Origin of the sequence: Desulfonatronospira sp., assembly GCA_003563255.1 — a bacterium.
Taxonomy (GTDB): domain Bacteria; phylum Desulfobacterota; class Desulfovibrionia; order Desulfovibrionales; family Desulfonatronovibrionaceae; genus Desulfonatronospira.
Genome location: PWSL01000429.1, coordinates 1 through 4,147, shown reverse-complemented (window position 1 = coordinate 4,147; position 4,147 = coordinate 1). Strand labels below are relative to the sequence as shown.

The window sequence follows — 4,147 nt, the reverse complement described above, 5'->3', positions numbered from 1 at the left end:
ACCCACTTGAGCATCATTTTGTGCTTAAAATATCTCATTTTTTGGGACAAGTGGGTCCCGGAAGAGCCAGTCCCCCTGCCACATGCAAAGCGCTAAACAGATACGTAAGAAATAAAGTCAATAAATTTGAAGAGATACCTGGTCTGGACCAAAAGATATTTTGATCTGCCATAACACTACAGCGAAACTTATAAAATACACTATGGTATCTCAATTGGGGACAGGCACTTTTGCCGATGCAAAACTCTCAACTGCTCAAAAATCTCGGCGGCAAAAGAGCCAGTCCCCGGAGGCCAATCATAAGTTTCGCTGTAGTGATAAAAAAGCCAATAAAAACAAAAGATTACAAAAAAACTTTTGACTGTCCAGTTCTGTAAGCAAAATTAGTGCGGTGAGCCGGTCCCCTTCGAATTCAAATAAAGTGTCGCTGTAGTGATAAGCTGATTGTAAGCAGCAGGCGTTACAAACAAATGATCCAGATAAAACATCTGTCCCACTCTTTCGGCCGCTACTGGGCCCTGAAGAACATCAGCTTTTCCCTGGACAAAGGGGATTTCCTGTTTCTCAGCGGACCATCGGGCGCGGGCAAGACCACGCTGATGCGGATATTGCACGGCAGCCTTCCGGTACAAAGGGGCATGGTCTCTATTGCCGGGTTTGACCTCAAGTCCCTGCCGGAAAAGAGGCTTTACCAGCTCAGAAGGCAGGTGGCCATCGTATTTCAGGATTTCAAGATTTTGCCCGATGAAACGGTCTGGGACAACGTGGCTTTGCCCCTGCAGGTGCGGGGCATGATACCGGGCCAGGTGCAGAAGAGGGTTCGTGCGGTGCTCAGAAGCCTGCGACTGGACAACAAGTCCTGGTGCCTGTGCCGGGAAATATCCGGAGGAGAGCAACAAAGGGTGGCGGTGGCCAGGGCGGTGGTCATCAACCCCAAAGTCCTGCTGGCTGACGAACCTACCGGCAACCTGGACAAAAGACTGTCTATGCAGCTGGTGGAAGTCTTCAGGCAGTTTCACATCCATGGAACTACAGTGGTTCTGGCTACACACAGCGAGGAACTTATCAAGTCTTTGCCTGGTGCCAAAGTCCTCTGCCTGCAGGAAGGTGCGGAAGCCGGCTGCAACTGGGATGCAGCGGAGGATGAGGCATGAGAATCCCAGCCAGACTTTTCTTGCAGGGGCTGGCCAATCTGGGCCGCAACAGATGGGCGCAGTTCTTCACCTTGAGCACTGTGGCGTTTACTTCTTTTATGGCAGGGATGTTTCTGCTGGTGCTTTACAATGTCAATCTCACTGCCCGGAGTACTCAGGATGATATTCAGTTCCAGGTGTACTGGGAACAGGACCACCCCCTGCAGGAAGTGCAGGAACAATGGTCAGAGATAAAATCCTGGGAAATCGGCGGCATAATCACCTTTACCCCTGAAGAGGCCCTGCATGCCCTGGCTGGTTCCTTTTCCACAGATATGGACGTGGATTACCTCTCCAGGGAAAACCCCCTTCCAGCCACTGCCCTGGTGGAATTTTCCCTGGATGGAAAAAACGGCGGCCCGGACCGGGCCCAGGAGATGCGCATCAAGCTCCTGGACCTGCCCGGGGTGGAAAGGGTCAGTTACAACCCTGTCCAATTGGATCTGGCCAGGACCTGGGTCCGGGTAAGCAGAGGCATATTCTGGCCTATGATTGGGCTTATGCTGCTGATTACAGGGCTGGTGGTGGCCAATACCCTGAAGCTCAACCATATGCAGCGCAAGGAGGAGGTGGAAATCCTGGCCCTGGTGGGGGCCAGCAGCGGCTATATCCAGTTTCCTCTTCTAGTCAGCGGAGCTATGCAGGGTTTTATGGGGGGGGTGATTTCAGTGGGCATGCTCAAGGTTCTGCATCTAACCCTGGAAGATGTGCTTTTTTTTCCGCCGTTGTGGATAAGAATCGAATTTCTGCCTCTTTCATACACCCTGGCCATTCCGGGGATTCTCACCCTGGTGGGGATTCTCAGCAGTTTTCTGGCGGTCAGGGGGAGGCTCAGGTAGCCATGCAGGTCTCTGCACATGTTTTGAATCTTAAGCTGGCAGGGTACAGGCTGGCCGTCAAAAGGCATGCCGATCTGGAAACACTGTGGGCCGGCATGCTGGACCAGTCTTGCGATGCAGAACACAAAGGCATCCCCTACTGGGCCGAGGTCTGGCCTTCCAGCGTGCTTTTGGCGGAACATCTGGATCGTCACCGGCAACTTATCAGGGGCAGACTCTGCCTGGAGGTGGGTTGCGGCCTGGGTGCCACAGCTATCCTGGCTGCCAGGCTGGGCGCCAGGGTCGTAGCTGTGGACATGGAGCCTGAGGCCCTGGGATTCGCCAGGCAAAGCGCAATAATCAACAATGTCCCGGATGTTTTGTGGGTGGGCATGGACTGGAAGCACTGCGGTCTGAAAAGGCACAGTTTTGAGTTCATCTGGGCCGGAGACGTTTTGTATGAAACAGGATTCGTCCTTCCCCTGGCAAAATTTCTCCGGGAATGCCTGGCCCCTGGGGGACGTATCTGGGTGTCCGACCAGGAGAGAAATGTATCCGGAAAGGCATGGAGCACGCTGCTCAGTCAGGGGTTCAGACCCAGGGAAGTTGAAGGACGCAGGGTGGGCTGGTTCGGCCAGAATGCACGGGTGAGGCTGGTGGAGCTGACCAGGGGATGAATGCAGCAGGGGTGCAGGCGGCTTTGCATCCGCAGGCAAAATTCCAGAAAAGTAACACTACAGCGACACTTTATTTTAGCTGGCAGGGGACTGGCTCACCGCACTTATTTTGCTTACAGAAGACTGACGGATTTTAAAAATAAGTGCGGGGTGCCTGTCCCCGGTAGCCGAGGCGATAATTTACACAATGTGTCGCTGTAGTGGTAATAACCGACGACTGTCAAGCAAGGGAGAAGGACATGGGAGAAACCATACGTTTCGGAGTATCCCTGGACCTGGAGCTTTTGTCCAGGTTTGATGAACTCTGCTCAGAGAAAAGTTACCAGACCAGGTCCGAGGCCATCCGGGACCTCATTCGCAATGCCCTGGTGCAGCAACAGTGGGAAGATGAGTCTAAAGAGACGGTGGGGGTGTTTTCCCTGGTCTATGATCACCATCAAAGCGATCTTACCAGGAAGTTGACCCGCATCCAGCACGACGCTCTGGATATGGTCATAACCTCCCTGCATGTGCACCTGGATCATGACAATTGTCTGGAGGTACTGATCATGCGGGGACAGGGCAGAGATATCAGGCACACGGCACATAAGCTTTCTTCAACCAAAGGTGTTAAACACAGCAGTCTCAATATGGCCACTACAGGTAAGGAATTGCTTTAATGCAGGATGTTCAGAGTGGCATTCCGGATTTCCCCCTGGCCATTGACCGGGTGGGGGTGAAGAATCTCAAGGTGCCCCTCCTGGTGCAGGACCGCTTGCGCGGCCAGCAGCATACAGTGGCTGATGTGGACCTGTGCGTGGATCTTCCCGGAGAGTTCAAGGGCACTCATATGAGCCGTTTCCTGGAGTCTCTGAGCCACTGGTCTAAAGTCCTTACCTATGAAAGCATCAAAGAACTCCTGGCGGAGATCAGTTATCGTCTGGAGGCCCAGAAGGCTTTGCTGCGCTTTGATTTTTCATATTTTTACTCCCGCAGGACCCCGGTAAGCGGGCATGAGTTTCTCATGGACTACAAGTCTTTTCTGGCCGGAGAATTCTCCGGGGGAAAGATCCGCATGACCCAGGGAGTGGAGGTGCCGGTAATGACAGTCTGTCCCTGCTCTCTGGCCATCAGCAAGCAGGGGGCGCACAGCCAGAGGAGCTATGTAAAAATCAGATGCTGCTACAAGGGGCTTCTATGGCTGGAAGAGCTGATTGACATCGGCATGTTTGCAGGTTCCTCGCCGGTCTATCCCTTACTTAAAAGGGAAGATGAGAAATACGTCACTGACGAGGCTTTTGCCAATCCTACCTTTGTGGAAGACGTGGTCCGGTGTGCAGCATTCCGTTTGAGCAAACATCCCAGAATTCTATGGTATGAAGTGGAGGTGGAGAGTTTTGAATCCATACACAACCACAGTGCTTACGCCACCATTGCAGGTGGTGGACTTGACTGAACTTCAGGGTTTGATTTTATTATT

Annotated in this window: 5 protein-coding genes; all 5 read left to right on the top strand. The window is 52.8% G+C overall.

Going from position 1 to position 4,147, the window contains the following annotated elements:
- The first annotated feature begins 470 nt into the window (after positions 1 to 470).
- The 5 genes from QZP87_RS12610 to folE2 all read left to right on the top strand — a co-directional run bounded on the left by QZP87_RS12610 (position 471) and on the right by folE2 (position 4,123).
- Entirely contained in the window at positions 471 to 1,154 is a 684-nt protein-coding gene (locus QZP87_RS12610; protein ID WP_291323277.1) for an ATP-binding cassette domain-containing protein, read from the top strand.
- Positions 1,151 to 2,032, top strand: coding sequence for an FtsX-like permease family protein (locus QZP87_RS12605; RefSeq protein WP_291323276.1), 882 nt, complete (start codon positions 1,151 to 1,153; stop codon positions 2,030 to 2,032). The genes QZP87_RS12610 and QZP87_RS12605 overlap by 4 nt, the downstream gene beginning before the upstream one ends.
- Positions 2,033 to 2,034: 2 nt before the next feature.
- Positions 2,035 to 2,688, top strand: a complete 654-nt coding sequence (locus tag QZP87_RS12600) for a methyltransferase domain-containing protein (protein ID WP_291323275.1) — start codon at positions 2,035 to 2,037, stop codon at positions 2,686 to 2,688.
- 239 nt (positions 2,689 to 2,927) lie between these two features.
- On the top strand, positions 2,928 to 3,347 hold the full coding sequence (gene nikR / locus QZP87_RS12595; protein ID WP_291323274.1) for a nickel-responsive transcriptional regulator NikR: 420 nt from the start codon (positions 2,928 to 2,930) through the stop codon (positions 3,345 to 3,347).
- A complete protein-coding gene (gene folE2 / locus QZP87_RS12590) occupies positions 3,347 to 4,123 on the top strand; it encodes a GTP cyclohydrolase FolE2 (RefSeq protein ID WP_291323273.1) in 777 nt (258 codons plus the stop codon). The genes nikR and folE2 overlap by 1 nt, the downstream gene beginning before the upstream one ends.
- Positions 4,124 to 4,147: the final 24 nt, after the last annotated feature.